Below are 21,540 nucleotides of genomic sequence, written 5' to 3' on the forward strand. Positions count from 1 at the left end.
GAGCTCTCTTTGGGCTCGTTTCTTCCTTGCAAGGGTTAGAAACGGCAAATCCGAGATGGTGTCAACGGCAACGATCGTGAATCCGCAAGGGCTCGCGATATTTTTGACATAAAACCGTTAGATTGGACCGGCGGGTCAAACTTATCGCCGATCTCCTATCGATTTTTTGACAATCCGGTCAAAACTTACCGGACCAACCGCTCCCGAAGCTTGTCCAGAACGACCGATCGCGACTCGAACACGTAGTCGGGACGCGAGACCGTGACCGGCTCGACTCCGGCCGCCCCCAGGGCGGCGGCGGCCTCGAACAGGTCCGAGGCGGCCAGCAGGGCGCCGTTGGCCCGGCGAGCCCCCTGGCCGACGAACGGGGCCACGGCCGCCTGGCCCGCCGCGTCCTGCTCGGCCGGCCACACCAGGGTGGCCATGTTCCGCGCCCGCCCCTTGGCCTCGACCACCGACAGCAGCCGCGCCAGCGACTCGATCTGGCCGTCCGTCCACGGCGTGATCAGCGAGGCGGTCAGCTGGGCCTGGCTCTTGAGGATCACCCCGTCGCTCAGCACCTTCAGCCCGTTGGCCGCCAGGGTCGCCCCGGTGGTGGTGATGTCGACGACCAGCTCGGCCGCGCCGGCAGCCGGGGCGCCCTCGGTGGCGCCGCTGCTCTCGACGATCCGGTAGTCGGCCACGCCGTGGCGGGCGAAGAAGGCCCGGGTCTGGGTGACGTACTTGGTGGCCACGCGGAGACGCCGGCCCGTCTTCGCAAGGTGCGCGTGACCGACCTCGTCGATGTCGGCCATGGTGTCGACGTCCAGCCAGCTCTTGGGGGCGGTCACCACCAGGTCGGCGCGGCCGAAGCCCAGGGCTCGCAGCAGCATGACCCGCGCGTCCATGTCGTCGCCGCGCTCGCGCAGCAGGTCCTCGCCGGTGACGCCCAGGTGCAGCTCGCCGCTGTCCAGCCCCGCGGCGATGTCGCCGGCCGACAGCAGCCGCACCGACACGCCCGGCAGGCCCGACAGCTCGGCGCTATAGCCGCGCGAGCCGCCCGACATCTCCAGCCGGAAGCCGCACTCGGCCAGCCAGGCCTCGACCTGCTCCTTCAAGCGGCCCTTCGAGGGAATGGCGAAGATCATCGGAGCAGTCATTCGCCGCCTCCCGCATAGGCTCGCGCGGGACGGACCATGCAGCCCACCGCGCCGGTCTTGGTTTCCGCGCCCACTCTTGTTGTATCGAGGCGCGCGGGCAGGCCGTCATAGCGGCCGCCGGCCGCCACGGGCCGCTCCTCGTCCAGGGCGTCGCTGCGCACCTCGAACAGGAAGCCGTCGTAATAGCCGAACGCCCTCCCGAAGGCGGCGGTCAGGCGCAGGCGGTCTTCCGGCACGCCGCGCGCGACCATGCCGGCCAGGCGCTGGCGCCAGCCGCCCAGGGCCGCGTCCAGCGCCGCGCGTTGCGGGCCGCCCAGGGCGGAGATGGCGTCCAGGGCCGCGCCCGGACGGTCGCTGACCGCCAGGAAGGCCCGCACCGCGTCGGCCTCGCCGGCCGACAGCTTGCCGGCCTGGACGGCCTGGGCGCGCTCGACCAGGCGATGGGCGATCTCGGCGGGACGGCGGCCGCCCACCGGCTCGATGCCGGCCAGCGACCACAGCTCCTGCAGCACCGCCGAGGCCTCGGCCTCCGGCAGGCCCGCGAGCAGGGCGGCGATCCGGCTTTTCTCTTCGCCCACTGCTTGTCCGAGGGCCGACGATCCGCCCTCGAGCTCGATCTTCAGCTGGCGGGGCTTGGTGAAGGCCCGCTTCAGCCGCGCGCCCAGCGGCGGAGTCAGGCCCAGGCTGTCGACGAAGGCGCCGAACAGGCCGACGTCGCCCAGCAGCAGGGTCAGGTCGTCGCGCCCGCCGGCCGCGGCCGAGGCCCAGGCCAGGGCGGCGATCTCGGCGTCGGCGGCCACGGGGTCGCCGGACTCGAAGGCCTCGACCCCGATCTGCAGGAACTCCTCGGCCCGGTCGCTGCCACGCGGCGCGACGCGGAACGCCTTGCCTTCATAGAGGTAGCGGCCCCCGACAGCTCCACCGGCGAGATGCTGGCGAGCGATGGCGACGGTGAAGTCAGGGCGCAGGCAGGCCTCTTCGCCCACGTCGCCGGAGACCACGAACAGCCGCGAGCGCATGGCCTCGCCGGCCAGGTCTAGCAGCAGGCCCAGGGGCTGCAGCACGGGGGCGTCGGTCGGCGCGGCCCCCGCCGTCAGGAAGGGAGCGCGGATGGCGTCGAGCGCCTCCGTCGGAATGGAACGCTCGAGCCTCACATCAACCCCCGATGATCGTCTTGACCGCCGCGACCAGCTCGCCGCGCGGGATCGTCTGCTGGCCGGGCCGCTCGGCCTTCCAGGCGGCGTTGTCGGCCACCCCGGCGGCCAGCTCGCGGCCCAGGTCCAGATCCTTGATGGTCACCGTGCCGGCCGCGATCTCGTCGCCGCCCAGCATGATGGCGGCCGGCGCCATGCGGCGGTCGGCGTATTTCATCTGCGGCCGCATGCCCGAGGTCCCGAGATAGACCTCGGCCGCGATGCCCGCGTTGCGCAGCTCGCCGACCACGGCGAAGTACTCGCCCATGTGGGCCTGGTCGAAATTGATGATCACCACCGGCCCGCGCGCGACGCCGCCGGGCTCGTGTCCCGCCGCCCGCAGCGCCGCCGCCAGGCGCGAGACGCCGAACGAGAAGCCCGTGGCCGGGGTCACCTGGCCGGTGAACCGCGCCACCAGGTCGTCATAGCGCCCGCCGCCGCCGATCGAGCCGAACGAGACCTTCTGGCCCTTGTCGTCCGTGGTCGACAGCAGCAGCTCGGCCTCGAACACCGCGCCGGTGTAGTATTCCAGCCCCCGGACGATCGAGGGCTCAAACAGCGCCTGGTCGTCGGCCACGCCCAGGCTCTTCAGGGCCGCGTCGATCTTGGCCAGCTCCTCCAGCCCCTCGTCGCCCTCGGCCGAACCGCCGATGACATTGGCGATCTTGGCCAGGGTGTCCGAACGCCCGCCGGATCCCGCCTGGACGAAGTCCAGCACCGAGTCGATCGCCTTGCCCACCAGGCCCGCGCCCTTGGTGAAGGCGCCGCTCTCGTCCAGCCGGCCCTCGCCCAGCAGCAGGCGCACGCCCTCGACGCCCAGGCGGTCCAGCTTGTCGACGGCGCGCAGCACGCCCAGCTTCTGGCCGTTGGTCTCGACCCCGGCCGCGGTCAGCAGGCCGTTCAGGAGCTTGCGATTGTTGATCTTCAGCGCCGCCGCGCCGCGCGGCAGGCCCGCGGCCTGCAGACCCTCGACCGCCATGGCGATGATCTCGGCGTCGGCCTCGGGACGGGCCGAGCCGACGGTGTCGGCGTCGCACTGGATGAACTCGCGGAACCGCCCCGGACCCGGCTTCTCGTTGCGCCACACCGGCCCGAAGGCGTAGCGGCGGAACGGCTTGGGCAGGGTCTCCCAGTTCTGGGCGGCGAAGCGGGCCAGGGGCGCGGTCAGGTCGTAGCGCAGCGCCATCCACTGGTCGTCGTCGTCCTGCAGGGCGAACACCCCCTCGTTGGGACGATCGCTGTCGGGCAGGAACTTGCCCAGGGCGTCGGCATATTCGAACGCCCCGGTGTCCAGCGCCTCGAAGCCGTAGCGCTCATAGACCGCCGACACCGCCTCCAGGATCGCCCGCTCGGCCCGCAGGTCGCGGGCGCGCTTGTCGGCGAACCCGCGCGGGTTGCGGGCCTCGGGACGGAAGGTTTCGGCAAGCGTATTGGTCGGGTCGGTCATGGCGCGGCGTCGGGTCCTTAGAACTTCAAGGTCTCGACGGATGGCGCTCGTACGAAGCCCCATCCGCCTTGGGCGGGGCTCAGGCTGGGCGTCGCTTAGAGCGAACGGACCCGGCCGATCCCGCGAGGCGAGGTCGGATGGTGGTGGCGGCCGTGATGGTGCGGCGTACGGGTCATGGTGGGGCGGGCTATAGCGGATGAGGCGGCGGGGGGGAAGGGGTGAAGCCGAACCGAGCGAACTGCTCGCCCAAGCTTAGCCAAATCGCTACAATCGCACTATCGGAGGCCAATAACATGAACGAGCACAACCGCCGACGCGCCTTGGCTGACATGGTCTCACTTGACGCCTGGCGGGGCGAACGTCGGAGTGCGAAGGCCGATTTACATGTGGACGTCGTTTTCGGGGAAGCCCGTGTCGGCGGCGAGGTCGAGGAGCGGGCACGTTTTCGTCTGAGTTTAAAGCGGGCGGAGGTAGTGGTGGTTATCCCCGCCACGGAGCCCGCAAGAATCGATAAGACATCTGTCGTGCGAGGCGAGACAAACACGACAAAAGTCTCAATCAGCACAACGAAGAAGCAAGCGGGAAAGCGCGGCATAGACGTAAAAGGGGGTCTCGGCACAAATGCGCGGGGCCCTCGAATTGATGCAGGTGCTTCGGCGGAATTTTCTGCGAATACCTCAGCGGAGAAAATTACGAGGACCAATGTTACAGGATCTAATACGTCAGTTGTTCAAAGTAGAACCGAAGACGGAGACTACCGTTGGATCGTAAGTTCGATCGACATGCAGCCACTACTCGGCCACCCTTGGGACGCCGATAAAGCGCCACGATTGAAACTCGTCGACACACGCCCAGATCTCAATCGCGGAATTGAACCCAGTGTGCGCGTTCAGGTTCGATGCCTGAGAGAGGATCTCGAGATTACCAATATCGTCCTGAAGGATGAGAAACGTTGGGCATCGCTGAGGCAATCGCCAACTCATAGGAATCGGGTGGCGGCCGCCGAAGCGGTAATACGGGATCGAATGATGAAAGCGGGCCTAGTTCACGGAGCGCTGGATGAACCGTACGCCCAAATGTGCCTAGCCGAAGTTACCGTTGGTGAGGATGAATAGTGTTGGGTGACGAGGATGACAATTGGATTGCAACTATAGCGCGAATTCTATGCGCGCAAACCGCAGATTTGCGCGAATTGGCACTGATCGCTAAAGGCGACCCTCGTACATTTTATATTGGCACTTCTCTAGATGGCGTAGACCTTCGAGGGCAAGATCTTAGGGGCATGCTGCTGCCAAATCTTGATCTTGCAAAGGTTCGTCTAGACGATGCAACACGTCTAGACGATACAGATCAAAATAGCCTTCAAGTTACAGAAATACTGAAGGACAACCCCGAAGAATTTATTGCCGCCGCACTCGTCTACGTGGCAAGCCCTCGACTTTGGGAGATGCTAAGTCGAGGTGGACCATTTATAGATGGGGTCGAATTTTTCTCGCCAGAAACAATTTTATCATTCAAATCACAGGCTATTGATTTTCAAGGACCGAAGTTTATTCTCTTTGATGATGATGAATTTCTAGTTATTAAGCTACCACAACTCGCGAAAGACATAATAAGCTTAATATATACCAGAAATCATCGATCAATAAATGAGATTACCCAATTATCACGCTCTGATTACAGTGAGATTCGAGTTCTTGTTCCGCAATTAAAAGAAATTGGCCAGTCCCGAGGAGGTGAAGCAATGCGCTTGCCCACGGGGCTTCGCGACGCGATTGAATTTTTTTCAACAGATTGGCCAACCTTGAGCCACTTCTCTCAATCAAACCCGGTTACCATTTTCTTTAGCGCACGGAAAATACCGACCGTTCGACATCCATGGTTACAGATTTACTCCTGGGCGGTGCAGTTCGGGGTGGAGTTCTGCAGCGGAGCCCTTATATCCCCAAGATCATCATCGATATCCGGAGATTTTAGATTTGTATCTGCTCTATTTGGAGGATCTATTCCGCCCAACCGAATCATTACATTAAAATCACCGTTCTCAGCGGCGGCACTTTTTGATTTTTCCTCCCGCGCCAGGTCTAAAAATGGGGAAATACATTCTAGAATTCCCCATCTTCTCGAAATTCTTGGATGGAATGTCGTAAGAGAAATTGGCCCTAGAGATCTAATTGATCTGCGAGTTGAGGGAGGAAGCGGAGCTTTTAACTTCGAATTAAAACATGCAATTGGCAGTGAAAGCCGCATCTTCTATCCAGAAGAATTGTCTCAGGTTGAATTATTTCCCACAATGCGCATAGTTGTAAACGAACCGGCCGATACCGCGTCGGTAGTTGCCCAGATGATTTCCGGGACACTTTTGCTTAGCGCACGCGATCTAGCGGACTTCGACGATCCTGTACATTCGACTTTCTGGTCTCTCGTAGGATCTAACGCTCTGCGCTGCGCGCGTGCAGGCGATCCAGTTCAACGCCTTCAATACATTGCAATTCTTATCCACAACGCAGCGCGACATTCACCCCAAAGTGAACGTAAGACTGAATTGCTTCGCTGGATTCAAGAACCGCATTTCCTGAAAAATTGTCAACTACGGACCATTTCCGCAAGCCGAGAGGGCTTAAATTTCGTCCTGCGCTTGGAGATAAGGCGCAGCAGGTGGCCCGAACCAGCACGTTCCATAAATTTCTACCTTGTCATCCGCCCAGTTGGCCCAATCTTGGCCTGAGAACACTATCCATCCTCATCTCACCACGAGCACAGCCCCACCCCGCCCCCAACAAATTCAACGCCCTAGCCCCGCTCACGCCGAGCACAGACCCAATCTCATCCCTCACCTCCAAAACGCCCGCATAATACTCCTCGCCCCACCACCGGGGAGGCCGTCCAGCTGGCGACCTGGCGGGTGGCGGGGGCGGTCGAGCGGGAAGCGTTCGTCGGTGGTCTTGAGTGACGCTTCGCATGGTCCTGGGCAGGCTCCCTGAAACATCGGGACGAAGCCCAGGCGGCGAGGGATCGGCGAAGGCGCCAGGCGCGGGCTGAAATCGCCCGCGCGGTCCAGGACGCGCCAACGTCCTGCCCGCCGGGGGCCTCCATCGGAGCGGGTTAAGAATCCGCGATCCGAAGGCTCTCGAGCACAGGCCGCGCGGAGCGCTCCGGCCCAGGCCGAAACGGTACACTCCACAATCCTACACCGGGCATGGCCCGGACGCTCCGCCGCCTCCCCAAGCCTCAGCGGGCTTCCGCGTGAGATCGAGAAGCCGTGCCCGCGACCACTTGCCCCCACCTGACCGCTGCGCGGTCTGTCCGCCCCCACAGGGGGCGGAGGACGCGCCGCCTCCACCCAACCCTTCATGGAGATTTCGATGAGCAAGCCCAAGCCGCCTATGCCCGCCAACGATCACCTGGCCGCCTTCGGGAAGGCGGACGACCTCGACCGCCTCACCGACGCGGAGATCCAGGCCCGGCTCGAGTCCTCGGGCGAGGCGTTGATGCGGGAGATCAATCTGAGGATCCTGCGCCTCCGGGAGCAGACCGTGGCCCGATTGGCGGCGACGGGGAGCAAGGACCGTCCCTGACCGTCGGGCGCCTGACCGTCGGGGATGTGCGCGCGGCGCATGTCCCCGACCACGTCCCCAATGTTCTCCAGGTCCATCCAAGTCTTAACGACGCCTTTACTGATTTATCCACAGCCGCTCACAGTCCACGAACATGAACGCCGTGTAATCTGTCACAGAAGTAATCCACCTTTCAGGCTTGTAACTTGAGATGACCGTCCGGGGTCGGCAGTTATCGCGACATCTGAGGGGATGACACGATGACCAAGACCATGCTGCTGGCGACCGCCGCCGCCCTGTTTTTCACCGCCGGCCTGGCGCACGCCGCCGACGCGCCGCAAGCCGCCCAAGCCCCGGTCCCGACGGGCCCGACCAGCCAGGCGCCGCTGGACGACGCAACCCAGAAGGGCGTGCTGGTCTTCACCCCCGACTTCTTCGCCAGCCAGCGTCCGAACACCGCCCTGGACATGGTCGAGCGCGTGCCGGGCTTCACGCCCGACGACGGCGCCGGCACCCGCGGCTTCGAGGGCTCGGTCGGCAACATCCTGATCAACAACAACCGCCCGGCCTCGAAGAACGACGCCGGCACCGACGTGCTGGACCGCACCTCGGCCAGCCAGGTCGACCGAATCGAGCTGATCCGCGGGGGCGCGGCCGGCATCGACATGCAGGGCTATTCGGTGGTGGTGAACGTCATCCTGAAGACCGCCGCCAACCGCCAGTCGATCGTCACCTGGAACAACGTCCTGTTCGACGGCGGCCACGACGTGTGGGGCGGCAGCTACCAGTTCACCGCCAAGAACGGCGAGCGCAGCTGGAGCGTGCTGCTGAGCGACGGCACCTCGACCAGCGACTCCAACGGCGTGGGCCGCAACATCCGCCGCGACGCCGGCGGGGCGGTGCTGCGCGACGAGGCCTTCATCAACGACGGCTGGGGCGGCGGCGACTCGGCGCGGCTGAACTATTCGGGCCCCCTGGCCGGCGGCAAGATCGAGGCGACGGCCGAGTACGGAATCCACGACTGGCAGGAGTGGCAGAAGATCACCTCGCCCGGCGTGCTGCGCTACAGCGACTACGCCGAGGACACCAAGTCGGGCGAGCTGGGCCTGACCTATATCCGCCCGATCAAGCCGAAGTGGACGCTGGAGACCCGGGTCATCCACCAGTTCGAGGACTTCGACGAGGTGGCGACCGGCAGCGACAACGAGGCGGGCGTCGAGCAGCGCTTCACCGCCAAGGGCGACTCCTCGGAGTCGATCCTGCGGGCCCTGGTGCGCCACGAGCGCAGCGCCGCCCTGACCATCGAGGCCGGCGGCGAGGTGGCCTACAACATGCTCGACACCCAGCAGGCCTATGTCGAGAACGGGACGGCGATCGACCTGCCCTCGGCCTCGGTCAAGGTGGAGGAGCTGCGCGGCGAGGCCTTCACCAAGGCGACCTGGCGGGTGAACCCCCGGCTGACCCTGGAGGGCGGCCTGCGGCTGGAGACCTCGACGATCAAGCAGTCGGGCGACGCCTCGAACAAGGAGAGCTTCTTCTACGCCAAGCCCCGCTTCCAGGCGACCTGGACGCCCAAGGCCAACCACCAGCTGCGGGTGCGCTTCGAACGCGAACTGGGCCAGCTGGACTTCAACGACTTCGTCGCCTCGTCCGACTTCGACGACGGCAACGTCTATGGCGGCAATGTCGAGCTGGTGCCCGAGCAGCGCTGGATCTCGGAAGTCACCTACGAGCGCCGCTTCTGGGGCGAGGGCATCGTCTCGATCGGCTATCGCCACGACGAGATCATCGACGTGATCGACCGCCTGCCCCTGCCCGGCGGCCTGTCGGCGACGGGCAACATCGGCAACGGCACGCTGGACAAGCTGTCGGTCAACATCGTGGTGCCCACCGACAAGTGGGGGATCAAGGGCGGCCGCTTCACCTTCAAGAACGACTGGAACGAGACCCACGTCACCGATCCGACCACGGGCGAGGACCGTCCGATCTCGGACATCCGCCCGACCCAGGCCAATATCGGCTTCCAGCAGGACATCGCGGCCTGGAAGACCCAGTGGGGCGTCAACTGGCTGCCGCTGCTGGGCCTGGGCACCTACGACCCGGACCAGACCAGCGGCTGGCGCGGGGCGGGCTATGTGGAAAGCTTCGTGGAGTACAAGCCCACCCCGACCCTGTCGCTGCGCGCCCAACTGAACATCTGGGACGACTTCGTGATCCGCCGCACCGTCTATTCGGACCGCACCCCGCCCCGGCCGGTGGCCTTCACCGAGGAGCGCGACATCAACCCGCGCACCTTCGTGACGCTGCGGCTGCGCAAGACGTTCTAGCCATGGCGCGGGCGGGCCGCCCCTCATTGGGGCATGCCCTACTGGGCCATGCCTTACTGGGCCATGCCCTACTGGGGAGGTCCGCCCGGCCCCTGGAAGTCGAAGCCGGGGTCCTTGCGGGCCTTGCCGGTCCCGAAGGTCCAGGCCAGGCTGACGCGCAGCATCCGGGCGTCGACATCGCGGACGACCAGGCTCTTCAAGGCCGGCGTATCGATCACCTGCTTGTCGCGATAGAGGCCCAGCACGTCCTGGACGGTGACCACCAGCGACAGGCGCTCGTCGATCTTGCGGCGATAGCCCAGGTCGATCCCGGCGGACGGCATGGCGTAGCCCTGGGCCGTGAGGCGCTTGCCGCTCAGGAAGCCGTTGACCTGGAGCAGGTCCTTGGGCGTGGCCTGCCAGCTGAGGCTGGCGCGGCCCGAGGCGGTGACGGCCGAGCGGTCCTCCGTGAAGCCGAGGTTCGACCCGTCCAGTTGCGCCCAGAACAGGTTGGAGCTCAGATTGTAGGTCAGGGTCTTGGAGAGCTTGCCGTTCAGCACCAGTTCCAGCCCGCCGTTGCGGCTCTGGGCGACATTGGCCTTGGTGGTGACGAACACCCCGCCGCCGATATCGGCGACCACGTCGCTCATCACCTTGTCGTTCTGGCGGTAGTACAGCGTGGCCATCGCCAGCAGCGGGGCCTTGCGGTACTGCCAGCCCAGCTCGAACGACCGGGTCTCCTGCGGCTTCAGGTTCGGATTGCCGATGCGGTAGTTCAGCGGGTCCAGCATGAACGGCACCGGGTTCAGGTCGAACGGGCCGGCGCGCTGCAGGCGCTCGCTGTAGCTGGCCGTCAGGGTCTGGCGCTCGCTCAGCGGATAGGACAGGTGCAGGCTGGGCAGCCAGTCGGCGGTGTTGTTCTCGTCCCGCCGGCCGGTGGTGGCCAGGTCCAGCGCCGACTTCTCGTAGCGCAGGCCGGCCAGCACGGTCAGGTCGCCGACCGGCTGCTGGTAGGTGGCGTAGGCCTGGCTCAGGGCCTGCTCGTAGAGGAACTGGTTGGTCAGCAGCGGATCGGGCGCCAGCCCGTCCTGGCTGGCGCCCCGGAAGCCCTGGTTGACGTAGCCGTTGTCATCGAACTGCAGGTCGAACCCCAGCTTCAGCGTCCGCTTGTCGCCCATCGGCCGGACGTAGTCGCCCTTCAGGTCGGTCTGGCGCAGGTCGTAGCCCAGCCGTTGCTCGTCAAAGGCGCTGGAGGCGGCCGGCAAGGTGGCGAGGGTGTGACCGGCCCGCACCCGATTGTCGTCGGTCACGTCATAGCTGAGCTTCAGGGTCAGCTCGTGGCCGTCCCCGTCGAGGCGGCGACGCAGGTTGGCGCCGACCATGGCGTTGTCGCGCCGCTGGCGGACCGTCAGGTCGCGCTGGAAGGCCTGGGTCGGATTGCCCGCCCCGTCCTCGCGCGCCGTGTCCGCCTGGCTGTCGACGGCCAGGTCGAAGCGGCTGAGGCGGGCCTCGCCGCCGAGATGCAGCTTGTCGCTCAAGTCATAGTCGACCGAGCCCTGGCTGGTCACGCTCTCGAAATCGAGCTGGGTCTTGCCCTTGGTTTCGCTGTCGAGATCGGCCTGCTGGCGGCGTTCGTAGTCGACCTGGTCGGCGGTGTCCCGGCGGTAGTTGAGATCGCCGGACGCCGACAGCTTGCCGCTGTTGTAGCCCATGTTGCCGCTGATCCCGCCGCGCCCGGAATCGCCGGTCGTCAGCCGCAGCCCGCTAGTGCGTCCCGCCCCCCTTGCCTTCTTGGTGATCAGGTTGATGACCCCGCCCGTGCCGTCGGCGCGGAACTCGGCGGACGGGTTGGTGCTGACCTCGACACGGTCGATGCGGTCCGCGGGCATCTGCTGCAGGGCCTGGCCGCGCCCCTCGCCCTGGAACAGGCTGGAGGGCTTGCCGTCGATCAGGATGGTCACCGAAGGATCGCCGCGCAGGCTGACATTGCCCTGCACGTCGACGTCCACCGAGGGGAGATTGCGCAGGGCGTCGGCGATCGAGCCCGCCTGGGCCGACAGGTCGCCCGAGACGCTGTAGCTGCGCCGGTCGATCGAGGTGCGCACCTGCGGCGCGTCGGCCTTGACCTCGACGGCGCTGACGCCCGTGGAAGCCTCCGCGGGCTTCTGCGGCGCGGGAGGCGCGACAGGCGCCGCGGTGGAAGCCGCTTGAGCGGCGGCGAACGCCGCCCAGACGAGGCCGATATGCACTTGGGAACCCCCTGGAAAACCACTGACGAACGCGCCGCCATGACGTATGATACAGCTGTATTTTGCGGTAGAATACAAATGTACTTTCGGTAATGGAGACGAAGCGTGCGGATTTCGGGCGCCGAGAGCCAGGTGATGGAAGCGTTGTGGCGGCGCGGGCCGCTGACGCCGGACGGCGTCGTCGCCGAGGTGGGACAGGCCCACGACTGGGCGCCCGGCACGGTCAAGACCCTGATCACCCGCTTGCTGCGCAAGGGCGCCATCGCCGGGGCGCGCGAAGCGGGCGGCTATCTCTATCGGCCGCTGGTTTCGCGGGACGACTACGTGCAGTCCGAGAGCCAGGGCCTGGTCGACCGGCTGTTCGGCGGCGAGGTGGCGCCGCTGGTCGCCCATTTCGCCCAGCACCGGGCGCTGACGGCCAAGGACGTTCAGCTGCTTAAGGACCTGATCGCGGAGATCGAGGACGATGGCTGAGATGCTTTCCGTCGTCCTAGCCACCCTCCTGCGCGCCAACCTGGCCCTGGCGGTCGCGGTCGTCGGGGTGATGGTGCTGCGCCTGCCCGTTCGGCGGCTGTTCGGCGCGCGGGTCGCCTATGGCCTGTGGATCCTGCCGCCGCTGGCCGCCCTGGCGATGCTGGCCCCCGCGCGGGTCGTGACGATCCGCCTGCCCGCGGCGACGATCGAAAAGGCGGAGGCCGCCTTCGCGCCCACGGCGGCGACCACCGGGACCGCGCCGTTCGATCTCCAGCCGCTGCTGGTCGCGCTGTGGCTGACCGGCGTCGTCGCCTGCCTGGCCTGGCAGGTCTGGCGGCAGGTCCAGTTCGCCCGCGCCGCGCGGGCCGGACAGGCGGGACCGGCCGTGGTCGGGGTGCTGCGTCCGCGCGTGGTGACGCCGGCCGACTTCGCCCAGCGCTACACGCCGGCCGAGCGCGAGGTCGTGCTGGCCCACGAGCGGGTCCACCTGGAGCGGGGCGATCCCCCGATCAACGCCGCCCTGGCCCTGCTGACCTGCGTGAACTGGTTCAACCCGGCCGTCCACGCGATGTCGCGCTGGCTGAAGATCGACCAGGAACTGGCCTGCGACGCCAGGGTCGTCGCCGCCTATCCCAAGGCCCGCAAGGCCTATGCCCAGGCGATGCTGAAGACCCAGCTGGCCGCCCGCCCCCTGCCGCTGGGCTGTCATTGGTCCAGCCATCCGCTGGCCGAGCGCGTGCGGCTGCTTACCCGCCCGGCGCCCAGCCGAAGCCGCCGCCTGGTCGGCGGTGGCCTGACCGTCGCTCTGGGCCTGGCCGGCGCGGTGGGCGCGTACGCCGCGCGCCCGGCCAAGGTCGCCGTGACGTACGAAGCGCCGGCCGTCGCCTCCGAGGCGCCCGCCGCCGCAAGCCTCTCGTCTTCGTCGCGGCGTCCGGACCGGCGGGCGCCGCCGCGTCGGCCGGCTGAGCCTCGCCCGCCGGCCCCGCGCGCGGGGATCAAGCCGGTCGCGGACCCGCTGACGCCGGTCCCGACGCCGCCTCTCGAGCCGATCCGCCCGCCCGGCGAGCTTCGTCGGTTCCGCATCATTCACGCGGTCGCCGATCGCTCGCTGGTCCGGCCCGGCTCGGCGGTGCGTGTGGTGGCCAGCGGCCTGTCGCCGGACGGCGTCCCGCTGTGGTCGGACTTCACCGCCTTTGGCTCGCAGCGCCTGTATCGCAAGGGCGCCTACGAGCGGAGCGGCAGCCGCTATTCGATCTTCACCAGCGTGGTCCAGGAGGGCGAGCGCCTGCGGGTCACGGTCAGCCTGGGTCGCACCTTCCGGCCGGAACTGACGGGCACGATCGACCTGGCCCCCAACCAGACTGGAACCGTGCGCCTGCCGACCGGCCAGCCCATGGTCGTCACCGCCACCGTGCGACCGGAGACGCCGGACGAGATGGAGGAAGGCCGGAACCTGTCGGCCTTGGCGGCCGGCGACTGGGGGTAAGCTTCACCTCCCAGCTCCGCTCATCCCGGCGAATGCCGGGACCCAGATCCCATAGCGGAGAGGCTGATTGGAAGGACTCAGAGCCGTTGGCGTCAGCCACACCGTCATTCCATCTGGGTCCCGGCATTCGCCGGGATGAGCGGATGTCGGGAACCTCCGGGCCTATTTCCTGAGCCGCTGGATCAGCGCCGTGGTCGACGGATCGTGGCTGCCCACGGCCCCGCTTTCCAGCTCCGGCAGGATGCGCCCGGCCATCACCTTGCCCAGCTCCACGCCCCACTGGTCGAAGCTGTTGATGCCCCAGATCACGCCCTCGACGAAGGTCTTGTGCTCGTAGAGGGCGATCAGGGCGCCGAAGGTCTCGGGCGTCAGGCGCTCCATCAGCACCAGGGTCGAGGGGCGGTTGCCGGCGAAGGTGCGCTGCGGCGCCAGGGTGGCGATCTCGGCTTCGGAGACCCCCTTGGCCTGCAGCTCGGCGACCACGTCCTGCGTGGTCCGACCCACCATGAACGCCTCGGCCTGGGCCAGCAGGTTGGACAGCAGCTTCTCGTGCATGCCGGCCGGGCCCTCGTCGGACTTGGCGACGCCGATCAGCTCCATCGGGGTGATGTCGGTCCCCTGGTGCATGCACTGGAAATAGGCGTGCTGGACGTTGGTGCCCTCGTCGCCGAACACCACCGTGGCGGTGCCGCGCTTGGCGGGCTTGCCGTCCGGACCGACGGACTTGCCGTTGCTCTCCATCTCCAGCTGCTGGAGGAACGAGGCCAGGCGGCGCAGGCGATGCGAATAGGGCACGACCGAGCGGGCGCGGCGGTCCAGGCCGTTGCGGTTGAAGATCTGGGCCAGGGCGATCAGCACCGCGGCGTTCTGTTCCAACGGCGCGGTGCGGAAGTGCTCGTCCATGGCCGCCGCGCCGTCCAGGAAGCCCTGGAACGCGTCCCAGCCGCAGGCCACGGCCACCGACAGGCTGACCGACGACCACAGCGAATAGCGGCCGCCGACCCAGTCCCAGAAGCCGAAGACGCGGTCGTCGGCCACGCCGAAGGCGGCGGTCTTGTCCAGGGCGGTGGAGATGGCGGCCAGGTGCTGATTGGCGCCCTCTTCGCCCAGGGCGGCGGCCAGCCAGGCGCGGGCGGCGCCGGCGTTGGCCAGGGTCTCCTGGGTGGTGAAGGTCTTGGAGACCACGATGACCAGGGTCTGTTCCGGATCCATGTCGGCCGTGGTCAGGGCGAATTCTGCGCCGTCGACATTGGCCACGAAGCGCAGGTCGATGCTGGGCTTCACCGGGCGCAGGGCGTCCCACAGCAGGCGGGGGCCCAGGTCGCTGCCGCCGATGCCGATGTGCAGGATGGCCTTGAACGGCTTGCCGGTCGCGCCCTTGATCTCGCCCGAGCGGACCGCCTCGGAGAAGGCCTTCATCCGGGCGCGGACGGCCTCGACCTCGGCCATGACGGGAACGCCGCCGGCCTTGAAGTCCGCATCGGCCTTGGCGCGCAGGGCGGTGTGCAGGACGGCCCGGCCCTCGGAGCTGTTGATCGCCTCGCCGCCGAACATCCGGGCCCGGGCGCCTTCGACGTCGGCCGCGTGGGCCAGGTCGAGCGCGGCCTCGAGGCCGGCCTCGTCCCAGGCTTGCTTGGACAGGTCGATGTGCAGGCCGGCGACGTCCAGCGTCAGGGTCTCCAGACGCCGGGGCTCGGCGTCGAACATCTCGACGATGCGCTTTTCGCCGGCGGCCTTGGCGGCGTCTTCCAGGCGGGTCCAGGCGGCGTCGAGATCGGCCATGCGACATTCCTTCACGATAGAGGGCCTTCACACTAAAGGCGGTCGAGTTGGTAAATCGGCGTTTACCCGGGCGGGCTTACCAAACCCCTGCCGCCGCGTCATGAAGACCAATGACGTTTTTCGCGGGGAGTGCTCCATGTCGTGTGACGCCGTCGCTTTTTCCGCCATGCTGATGTTCGCATCGTTCACGCCCGACGCTCAGGCGGACGCGGCCCCGGCCGTGATCCAGCAGGCTCCCGCGCCGGCCTCGGTAGCGGGCGAGCCGCTGTTCCTCGACATCGTCGGCCGGGCCAAGCGGCTGAAGGCCCAGTCCGAAGCCTATCGCGCCGGCCTGCCCAAGGACCCGGCCGCCGTCGCCGCGGCCCTGAAGGGCTTCGACGTCTTCCAGGGCAAGATCGCCGAACTGGCGGCCCAGGACATGAAGGGCCACGTGACCCTGAAGGAGCGCGGCGCGGTCGACGACCTCAAGTGCATCCTGCGCGGCATCAGTCAGGACCTGCCCGAGAAGCTGAAGGCCGTCGGCGAGGCCAAGACCGTCAAGGACCAGGACCTGGCCCTGCGGGACATGGTCTATCTGCTGAACGACAACGTCGAAGTGATCACCGCCCCGCCGCAGCCGGCGGCCTAGGCGCCCTGCGTCCTTCGAGGCTCGCCTGCGGCTCGCACCTCAGGATGAGGACCGTAGGTTGGCTCTGAATTCCTCATCCTGAGGCGCCCGCGCAGCGGGCCTCGAAGGACGCACAGCCTCACGCGTCCTTGTACTTCACCGAGCACCCGTAAGGCTGGCTGTAGGCCACGGCCACCTTGCGGCCGGCCTTCACGTCGTTGAGCGCGGCGACGACGTAGTTCCTGGCCGTCTTCAGGTCCTCGACCTTGGCGCTGGGCGTATCGTCGATCGCGCCCTCGTAGACGATCTGGCCCTCACGATCGATGACGAACATGTGCGGCGTGGTCTTGGCCTTGTAGGCCGTGGCCACCGCGCCCTGGGGATCGAGCAGCAGGGTCGTGGGCTTGGCGCCCTTGGCGTTCATCCAGGTCTTGGCGGCCGCGCCGTCCGGGAAATAGCCCTGCTTGCCGGGCGCCGACGAGGCGACCGACAGCCAGACCACGCCGTCGGCCGTGGCGGCCTGCTGCAGGCCCTGCATGTTGCCCGAATAGTGCTTCTTCACATACGGGCAGCCCTCGTTCACCCACTCCAGCACCACCACCTTGCCCTTGAACTCGGACAGGGAGCGGGTCTTGCCGTCGACATCGACGGCGGTGAAGGCCGGCGCGGCCTTGGCCAGGGCGAGGGACGGCGCCAGCAGCAGCCCGGTCAGGGGCAGGCCGGCGGCGACGAGGCGGCGAGTGATCGGCATGTCGGTTCTCCCGAACGTTGAAAGCCCTCCGCCCTCACGATTCCACAAAACCGCGTTCCGCGAAAGACTCGCAACAGGCTTGACGTAATCGCCGCACCTTCGCCATCCGGGCTTGATAAGGCCAAGCTAGCCCTTCAGAAGATCGCGTCCTCCCGAGCACCGCCCACCGACCATGTCGCCGAAGTTCAAGATCTCCGCCGCGCTCGCCGCCCTCGGCCTCGTCCTGGCCGGCTGCGCCACCGAGACCAAGACCACGGTCTTCGTGCCGGTCGTGGCCCCGACGCCGCCCAGCTCGCTGACGCCCCAGCCGGTGATGCTGTTCAACCAGACCAAGGACGGCCGCAAGCTGTTCACCCTGGACGCCGAGTTCCCCTATTGCGACGTCGAGACCGGCAAGCTCATTGTCGTCCCTCGGTGGTACGTCACCGACTTCGCCAGCGTGCCCTGGTACGGCCAGGGCTTCGTCGATCCGCAGGGCCCGACCGCGCGGGCGGCCATCGTCCACGACTGGCTCTACACGATCGGCGAACCGGGCAAGCGGCAGGAGGCCGACGACATCTTCCTGCGGGCGATGCTGAAATACGGCGTGCCGCCGTTCCAGGCCAACATCGCCTACAAGGCCGTGCGGATCGGCGGCGAGAAGGGCTACGGCCTGATCACCGACTGGAAGTTCACCGACCCCAAGCGCCAGGACTTCTTCCAGCCCGCGCCGTTCGCCAAGCCGAGGACGGGCGCGGTGCGAATCCTGCCGCGCTGCCAGGGCTTCGGCGCCCTGATCCAGTCCGGCTGGCGGGCCTATCCGATCAGGACCCCGATCATCGCGGCCCCGCCGCCGGTCGTGGTCACCCGCACCCCGCTGGACCAGGTGAAGGAACGCCTGCCGTTCGGCGTCGGCGACAAGAAGAAGTAGCCTAGGCCGCCCCCGCCTCGGGCTGGGCCTCCGCGCCCTTGCGATAGGCCGCGACCAGCTGGCGGTAGTAGGTGGAGTTGAAGGCCACCACGGTGGCGACCACCCCGACCGCGCCCGCCAGGGTGAAGACCAGGGCGATGCCGCGCTCCGGCCCACGTCCGAACCAGTCTCCGATGGCGTCGGCCCCCGATCCCGTGGTCATGAACGGGATGAAGATGAACTGGGTCAGGGGCCCGATCAGGAAGGCGGTCAGGGGCGAGGCGGCCTGCTCGACCGACTGGGCGAAGCCGAACACCCGGCCCTGGCGCTCGAACGGCACCACCTTCTGCAGCGTCGTCTGCTCGGCCGCCTCGGCATAGGGGCCCAGCAGCATCCAGACGAAGCAGCCGGCGGCCAGCAGCCAGATCGACGACTGCACCGTGAACACGCAGCACACCGACCAGGTGACCAGGTTGACCAGCAGCAGGGTGCGCAGCGGGTTGGGGCCCAGGCCCGTCCTCGAGATCACGATCCCGCTGAGGATGAAGGCCGTCGACAGGAAGCCGAACAGCAGGCCCCAGGCCTGCACCGAGACCAGCGACAGGCCGTAGGCGTCCAGCAGCGCCATGAAGATGCCGCCCAGGAAGTTGTTGAAGGAGGCGAACAGGATCAGGGCGAACAGGCCCGGCACCGCGCCGATCACCTTCAGGGTGCCGGCGATGTCCACCCGTCGGGGCTCGGCGGGCGCGTCGGGGTGCGGCGCGGCGCGCGGCTCCTTCACGTCCACGGCCAGCAGGTGCGCGAACGCGGCCAGGGTGAAGGTCATGGCGAAGATCAGGGTGTAGAACATCCCGCCCCACGCCACGAGGAAGCCGCTGATCACCGAGGTGGTCAGGAAGCCGATGCCGGTGACCATGCCGACCAGGCCGTTGGCCTTGTCGCGCTCGGGCTCGGGGATCAGCACCGTCACCAGGGTGGGCAGGGCGATGGACCGGATGTTGCCGGCGATGACGCCCAGCATGGTCAGGCCGATGAAGATCCACAGGTGCGGCTTGGAGACGTCGGCCAGGCCGCCCTTCGGCGTCAGCTGGTGGGCGATCAGCGCCAGGCCGTAGAACACCAGCGACGCCATGCTCGAGCCCAGCATCACCGTCTTCTTGAGGTGGTTGTCCACCAGGCTGCCGAACCAGAAGCCGGACGCGGCGGTCAGCACCAGATAGACGCCGGCGATCATGCCGGTGGCGAAGACCGAACGGGTCTCCAGATAGACGTAGAAGGTCAGGGCGAACCAGACCGTGAAATTGGTGATGTTGGCGACCAGGTTGTTGCCGAGCAGGTGGTGGAACACCACCCGCGACCGGGGCTGGCTCTCGGGTTTGGATGGCGCGCTCGACATGCGCCGAACCTGCCAGCCGCTCCCGCCAAACGCAATGTTCGCCGAACCGCGCTAGCCTTTGGCGGCCTTTTCGATCGCCTCGATCACCAGGCCCTCGGTCAGCAGCTGGGGCAGGATCACCGGCTCGCCGCTTCCCTTGGGATAGACCAGGTACAGCGGCACCCCGGCCCGTCCGTGCTCGGCCAGGGCCGCGGCGATCGTGGCGTCGCGCTTGGTCCAGTCGGCGCGCAGCAGCACGGCGTCGGAGGCCTTGAAGGCGTCGACCAGGCGCTGGCCCTTGAGCGCCGTGCCCTCGTTGACCTTGCAGGTCACGCACCAGTCGGCCGTGAAGTCGACCATCACGACCTTGCCCTCGGCCTGCAGCGCCGCGACCTTCTCGGGGCTCCAGGGCTCGGAGGCCAGGCCCGGGCCGGCCGGAGCCTCGGCCGATGCGGCGGCGGCCGGCGTCGAGGCGGCCGGAGCGGCGCGGACGCCGACCACGACCAGGGCCACGGCGGCCGCCAGCGACAGGGCGGCCAGGACGAACGGAACCGCCGCGCCCTTGCCGCCGATCTGCCGCGCCTGGGCCAGGCCGTAGAGCCAGGCGGCGAAGGCGACCAGCACGCTGGCGGCCAGCAGGGCGGCCAGGGGGATCGAGCCGGTCTGCTGGCTGTAGACCCAGGCCAGCCACGCGGCGGTGGCGTACATCGGGAAGGCCAGGCCCTTCTTCAGCACGTCCATCCACGGACCGGGACGCGGCAGGCGACCCAGCAGGGCGGGGACGAAGGCCAGGATCACGAATGGCGCGGCGAAGCCCAGGGCCAGGCCCAGGAAGACGGCCAGCGACAGCAGCGGCGGCTGGGTCAGGGCGTAGCCCAGGGCCCCGGCCATGAACGGCGCGGTGCACGGGGCGGCCACCAGCACGGCCAGGGCGCCGGTCAGGAACGAGCCGCCGATCCCGTTGCCGCTCGCGCCCGAAGCCACGCCCTGCACCGACGCGCCGACCTCGAACACGCCGGACATGTTCAGGGCCACCAGCAGCATCAGCAGGGCCAGAGCGGCGACCACGGCCGGCGACTGCAGCTGGAAGCCCCAGCCCACGGCCGCGCCTCCCGCCCGCACGGCGATCAGCAGGCCGGCCAGGACCAGGAAGGTGACGACCACGCCCGCCAGGAAGGCCAGGCCCTGGACCCGGGTCTTGCCGGCGTCGTGGGCGTGGGCGGTCAGGCTGGCGGCCTTCATCGACAGGATCGGGAAGACGCACGGCATCAGGTTGAGGATCAGGCCGCCCAGGAAGGCGAAGGCCACGGCCAGGGGCAGGCCCAGGCTGGCGCCTTCAGCCGACCCGTGGGCCTTGGCCGGGGCGGCGCGCGGCGCGCCCAGGCCGCCGGCCGCGGCGGGGATGGTCCCCGGGGTGGCGGTGATCTCGTAGGCCGCGCCGTTCAGGGCCAGGACGCCGGAAAGCTCAGTCGGCTTGGCCTCGGCCTGGGTGAAGTCGTAGCCGGGGGTCAGCGACAGGGTCAGGCCCTCGGGGCCGCGCTCGATCGCCTGCTCGGGCGGATGCTCGATGACCTTGCCGGAATAGGGATAGAAGAACGCGCCGGAGACGTCGGCGCCCTTCAGCGGCGCGCCGGTCACGGCCAGTTTCAGCACCGAGCCCTGCAGTTCGAACACCGCCTTCAGCCCGGCCGGCTTGGGGGCCTTGGCCAGGGTCTCGGCGACCTTCGCGCCCCATTTCGGATCGGTCCCGGGCATGCCCGCCACGACCGGCAGGGTCAGGGTGACGACGGCGTCCTCGGGCACGCAGACCTGCTCGCAGACCAGGAAGGCGGCGGCGGCCTTCAGGGTGACGACCGAGCCGACCTGGGCGTTGGCCGGCACGGTGATCGGCACCGGCAGCAGCACCTCGCCGGTATAGGCGAAGTCCAGCAGCGGCCCGACGCGGCTCTTCTCCGGAGTCGGCCAGACGATGTCGCCAGCGGTCCAGCCGGCCGGCAGGGTCCAGACGATCCGCGTGGCGTCGCCGGCGTCGCCGGGATTGCGCCAATAGGTGTGCCAGCCGGGCTGGATCTTCTGGCGCAGGGCCACATAGACCGTCGAGCCGGGGGCGACGCCGGCCTCCTGGGACACCAGTTCGACCTCGATATGCCCGGTCTGGACGGGATCGGCCTTGGCGTCCCCGCTGAACAACGGCGCGCCCAGCAACAGGGCGACTACCAGCGCCGGGAGAACGGCGAACAGCTTTCGAAGCGACATGAACGAGTTCCAGGCTTGCCCCCCAAGCA

The 21,540-nt window shown here is 67.7% G+C and carries 16 protein-coding genes and 1 pseudogene; 9 read left to right on the forward strand and 8 right to left on the reverse strand.

Annotated elements, in window-relative coordinates:
- Positions 1-185 precede the first annotated feature (185 nt).
- Genes hisG through hisS form a run of 3 tightly spaced genes read right to left on the reverse strand, consistent with a single transcriptional unit; the run spans position 186 to position 3,779 of the window.
- Positions 186-1,139 (reverse strand): ATP phosphoribosyltransferase, encoded by a 954-nt coding sequence (gene hisG / locus AC1DMQ_RS07255; protein WP_477032878.1) that lies wholly within the window; start codon positions 1,137-1,139, stop codon positions 186-188.
- Positions 1,136-2,293 (reverse strand): ATP phosphoribosyltransferase regulatory subunit, encoded by a 1,158-nt coding sequence (locus AC1DMQ_RS07260; RefSeq protein ID WP_477032879.1) that lies wholly within the window; start codon positions 2,291-2,293, stop codon positions 1,136-1,138. Before AC1DMQ_RS07260 ends, hisG begins: the two co-directional genes overlap by 4 nt.
- Position 2,294: 1 nt before the next feature.
- A complete protein-coding gene (gene hisS, locus AC1DMQ_RS07265) occupies positions 2,295-3,779 on the reverse strand; it encodes a histidine--tRNA ligase (RefSeq protein ID WP_477032880.1) in 1,485 nt (494 codons plus the stop codon).
- Positions 3,780-4,072: 293 nt separating this feature from the next.
- Between hisS and AC1DMQ_RS07270 the strand changes: the two genes are divergently transcribed.
- The 4 genes from AC1DMQ_RS07270 to AC1DMQ_RS07285 all read left to right on the forward strand — a co-directional run bounded on the left by AC1DMQ_RS07270 (position 4,073) and on the right by AC1DMQ_RS07285 (position 9,663).
- The gene (locus tag AC1DMQ_RS07270) at positions 4,073-4,894 is read left to right on the forward strand and encodes a hypothetical protein (RefSeq protein ID WP_477032881.1); all 822 of its coding nucleotides are present in this window, start codon (positions 4,073-4,075) and stop codon (positions 4,892-4,894) included.
- 2 nt (positions 4,895-4,896) lie between these two features.
- A complete protein-coding gene (locus AC1DMQ_RS07275; RefSeq protein WP_477032882.1) occupies positions 4,897-6,507 on the forward strand; it encodes a hypothetical protein in 1,611 nt (536 codons plus the stop codon).
- A 637-nt stretch (positions 6,508-7,144) separates the two neighbouring features.
- Positions 7,145-7,357, forward strand: a complete 213-nt coding sequence (locus AC1DMQ_RS07280; RefSeq protein WP_477032883.1) for a hypothetical protein — start codon at positions 7,145-7,147, stop codon at positions 7,355-7,357.
- Between the two features lie 239 nt (positions 7,358-7,596).
- Entirely contained in the window at positions 7,597-9,663 is a 2,067-nt protein-coding gene (locus AC1DMQ_RS07285) for a TonB-dependent receptor plug domain-containing protein (RefSeq protein WP_477032884.1), read from the forward strand.
- A gap of 68 nt (positions 9,664-9,731) precedes the next feature.
- Here AC1DMQ_RS07285 and AC1DMQ_RS07290 read toward each other — a convergent pair whose 3' ends face one another.
- Complete coding sequence (locus AC1DMQ_RS07290) at positions 9,732-11,891, reverse strand: TonB-dependent receptor domain-containing protein (protein WP_477032885.1); 2,160 nt, start codon at positions 11,889-11,891, stop codon at positions 9,732-9,734.
- A 105-nt stretch (positions 11,892-11,996) separates the two neighbouring features.
- Here AC1DMQ_RS07290 and AC1DMQ_RS07295 point away from each other — a divergent pair, with 105 nt between their 5' ends.
- Positions 11,997-12,365 (forward strand): BlaI/MecI/CopY family transcriptional regulator, encoded by a 369-nt coding sequence (locus AC1DMQ_RS07295; RefSeq protein ID WP_477032886.1) that lies wholly within the window; start codon positions 11,997-11,999, stop codon positions 12,363-12,365.
- Positions 12,358-13,851 (forward strand): M56 family metallopeptidase, encoded by a 1,494-nt coding sequence (locus tag AC1DMQ_RS07300; RefSeq protein WP_477032887.1) that lies wholly within the window; start codon positions 12,358-12,360, stop codon positions 13,849-13,851. Before AC1DMQ_RS07295 ends, AC1DMQ_RS07300 begins: the two co-directional genes overlap by 8 nt.
- A gap of 162 nt (positions 13,852-14,013) precedes the next feature.
- On the opposite strand, the gene pgi is transcribed toward AC1DMQ_RS07300, so the two are convergent.
- Positions 14,014-15,633 (reverse strand): glucose-6-phosphate isomerase, encoded by a 1,620-nt coding sequence (gene pgi / locus AC1DMQ_RS07305; RefSeq protein ID WP_477032888.1) that lies wholly within the window; start codon positions 15,631-15,633, stop codon positions 14,014-14,016.
- Positions 15,634-15,769: 136 nt separating this feature from the next.
- On the opposite strand from pgi, the gene AC1DMQ_RS07310 reads away from it, so the two are divergent.
- Positions 15,770-16,261 carry a hypothetical protein gene (locus AC1DMQ_RS07310; protein WP_477032889.1) on the forward strand — a complete coding sequence of 164 codons (492 nt, stop codon included), beginning with the start codon at positions 15,770-15,772 and terminating at the stop codon, positions 16,259-16,261.
- 25 nt (positions 16,262-16,286) lie between these two features.
- Positions 16,287-16,413: pseudogene (locus AC1DMQ_RS07315) on the forward strand (hypothetical protein).
- Here AC1DMQ_RS07315 and AC1DMQ_RS07320 read toward each other — a convergent pair.
- Positions 16,380-16,991, reverse strand: a complete 612-nt coding sequence (locus AC1DMQ_RS07320; protein ID WP_477032890.1) for a thioredoxin family protein — start codon at positions 16,989-16,991, stop codon at positions 16,380-16,382. The pseudogene AC1DMQ_RS07315 and the gene AC1DMQ_RS07320 overlap by 34 nt on opposite strands.
- A 172-nt stretch (positions 16,992-17,163) precedes the next feature.
- On the opposite strand from AC1DMQ_RS07320, the gene AC1DMQ_RS07325 reads away from it, so the two are divergent.
- Positions 17,164-17,901 carry a DUF1353 domain-containing protein gene (locus tag AC1DMQ_RS07325; protein WP_477032891.1) on the forward strand — a complete coding sequence of 246 codons (738 nt, stop codon included), beginning with the start codon at positions 17,164-17,166 and terminating at the stop codon, positions 17,899-17,901.
- Position 17,902: 1 nt separating this feature from the next.
- Here the strand turns inward: AC1DMQ_RS07325 and AC1DMQ_RS07330 are convergent, their stop codons facing one another.
- The gene (locus tag AC1DMQ_RS07330) at positions 17,903-19,276 is read right to left on the reverse strand and encodes an MFS transporter (RefSeq protein ID WP_477032892.1); all 1,374 of its coding nucleotides are present in this window, start codon (positions 19,274-19,276) and stop codon (positions 17,903-17,905) included.
- A 51-nt stretch (positions 19,277-19,327) separates the two neighbouring features.
- The gene (locus AC1DMQ_RS07335) at positions 19,328-21,511 is read right to left on the reverse strand and encodes a protein-disulfide reductase DsbD family protein (protein ID WP_477032893.1); all 2,184 of its coding nucleotides are present in this window, start codon (positions 21,509-21,511) and stop codon (positions 19,328-19,330) included.
- Positions 21,512-21,540: the final 29 nt, after the last annotated feature.

The organism is Caulobacter sp. 05L422 (assembly GCF_056397765.1).

Coding starts and splice junctions, on each gene's coding strand:
- hisG (WP_477032878.1), bottom strand. CDS start 1,139: ATGACTGCTCCGATGATCTTCGCCATTCCCTCGAAGGGCCGCTTGAAG.
- hisS (WP_477032880.1), bottom strand. CDS start 3,779: ATGACCGACCCGACCAATACGCTTGCCGAAACCTTCCGTCCCGAGGCC.
- AC1DMQ_RS07270 (WP_477032881.1), top strand. CDS start 4,073: ATGAACGAGCACAACCGCCGACGCGCCTTGGCTGACATGGTCTCACTT.
- AC1DMQ_RS07280 (WP_477032883.1), top strand. CDS start 7,145: ATGAGCAAGCCCAAGCCGCCTATGCCCGCCAACGATCACCTGGCCGCC.
- AC1DMQ_RS07285 (WP_477032884.1), top strand. CDS start 7,597: ATGACCAAGACCATGCTGCTGGCGACCGCCGCCGCCCTGTTTTTCACC.
- AC1DMQ_RS07300 (WP_477032887.1), top strand. CDS start 12,358: ATGGCTGAGATGCTTTCCGTCGTCCTAGCCACCCTCCTGCGCGCCAAC.
- pgi (WP_477032888.1), bottom strand. CDS start 15,633: ATGGCCGATCTCGACGCCGCCTGGACCCGCCTGGAAGACGCCGCCAAG.
- AC1DMQ_RS07310 (WP_477032889.1), top strand. CDS start 15,770: ATGTCGTGTGACGCCGTCGCTTTTTCCGCCATGCTGATGTTCGCATCG.
- AC1DMQ_RS07320 (WP_477032890.1), bottom strand. CDS start 16,991: ATGCCGATCACTCGCCGCCTCGTCGCCGCCGGCCTGCCCCTGACCGGG.
- AC1DMQ_RS07325 (WP_477032891.1), top strand. CDS start 17,164: ATGTCGCCGAAGTTCAAGATCTCCGCCGCGCTCGCCGCCCTCGGCCTC.
- AC1DMQ_RS07330 (WP_477032892.1), bottom strand. CDS start 19,276: ATGTCGAGCGCGCCATCCAAACCCGAGAGCCAGCCCCGGTCGCGGGTG.
- AC1DMQ_RS07335 (WP_477032893.1), bottom strand. CDS start 21,511: ATGTCGCTTCGAAAGCTGTTCGCCGTTCTCCCGGCGCTGGTAGTCGCC.